Genomic DNA, 1435 nt, shown 5'->3' with positions numbered 1-1435 from the left:
ACAGGATGTCGGGCTTTTTTATTTAAATCAAACTATGGGACAGTAGTATCTTAAGATGCTAACTTCAATTAATTCTTACTAAGTTGGGTTTATTTAAAAACATTGAATATGTTTTAAATAATAAAAAATCTTAGCTTATTGTCATACTTTAATATTGATTAGAAATATCCATGTTTTATGATTTTTTAGGCACTTAATAATGAAACTCGAATTAAATTTTCCAGATGATTTTCCTAGACAATTAATAGATATGCTTCATGGACTGCACCCACGACTCCCTAAAGGCTATCCAGCAGAATTTATTTCTTTGGATAAAGCTATAGGTAGGAGAGTTGCAGAAAATGTTATCGCTTTAAATGATTACCCGGCTAAAAATTTATCAAAATTTGCCGGCTGGGGAATAAATTCGCATATGACTCAAAATATCAAAGTAAATCACTTTTTAAAAATTAATAACATGTATTTTTGGGATGCAGAGCTTTATAGATCCAAAGATATATATCAAATTGATTACAAAGAAGATTCTATTATTAGGCTTCCTAAAAATATCGAACTACCTTCTGAAATAGATGCTGTTATTCAAGAAGATGATAGTAGGTTAGATCTTGAAGATCCCTTTTCCTATAAGGTTCTTTCACCAATAGAAAAATTTGAAGGTGTGATAAAACAAGGAAGCATTATTCAACAAGATGAGTGTTTGGTTCAAAAAGATGAAAAAATTAATGCTGAAAAAGTAATCGTGTTATCGAGAGCTGGTTTAAGAGAAATTGAGGTATATAAAAAACCTAAAATCATTATAGTTAGTATGTATAACTATGATAATGAAGAAAAAATTAGTGAAGAATGTATTTATGTTCAAAATATTTTGCAGCAATGGGGTTACGATGATGTTGGAGTCAAAATCTTAAAACCAATTAGATTAGAGCATGCTTTTAAAAGTGAAATTGAACAAAAAAATCCTATTATTAATCCCGCTTTAACATCTTCACAAGAGCAGTTTACTGATGAATTTCGAGTATTGGCAGCAGAGTACGATTTAATTTTAGTTTGCAGCGCTAGTTCTTCAAGTGGTGGTATTTTAACTTTACCTAAACTTGCTACTTTTGATCAATCGTCAACTAATAGTCCAATCAACATGCTCACGTTAAATGAGGAAAAATTTAAAGTTTTTAGAAGTGATCATCGTTCACATCCAATCAATAAAATGGAAAAAATATTAGATACCCAAGGTCATTATAGAGGTTTAAAAACTCACACTATTGAAGACAAAGCAACTATCGTGAACCTCCTAGGAGATGTTGATGATATTGCGATGACGATGAATGTCGGAGTGAGATATATTTTAAATAGAACTGACCCTAATTTTATAAAAAATAATTTTCACAGAGGATTCATTAAAAATTATGAAACTACCGATAAAATGCAATTATTATTT

General features: G+C 29.8%; 1 protein-coding gene. It reads left to right on the top strand.

What is annotated here, in order from left to right:
- Positions 1-199: 199 nt before the first annotated feature.
- The coding region (locus FTV38_RS17515; protein WP_180023045.1) for a molybdenum cofactor biosysnthesis protein MoeA at positions 200-1435 on the top strand (1236 nt) is incomplete at its 3' end.

The sequence above is a fragment of the Acinetobacter sp. YH16044 genome (assembly GCF_013417145.1).
GTDB classification, from domain to species: domain Bacteria; phylum Pseudomonadota; class Gammaproteobacteria; order Pseudomonadales; family Moraxellaceae; genus Acinetobacter; species Acinetobacter amyesii.
Note: the sequence above shows the minus strand (reverse complement) of the source record. Positions and strands in the feature narration are given on the sequence as shown.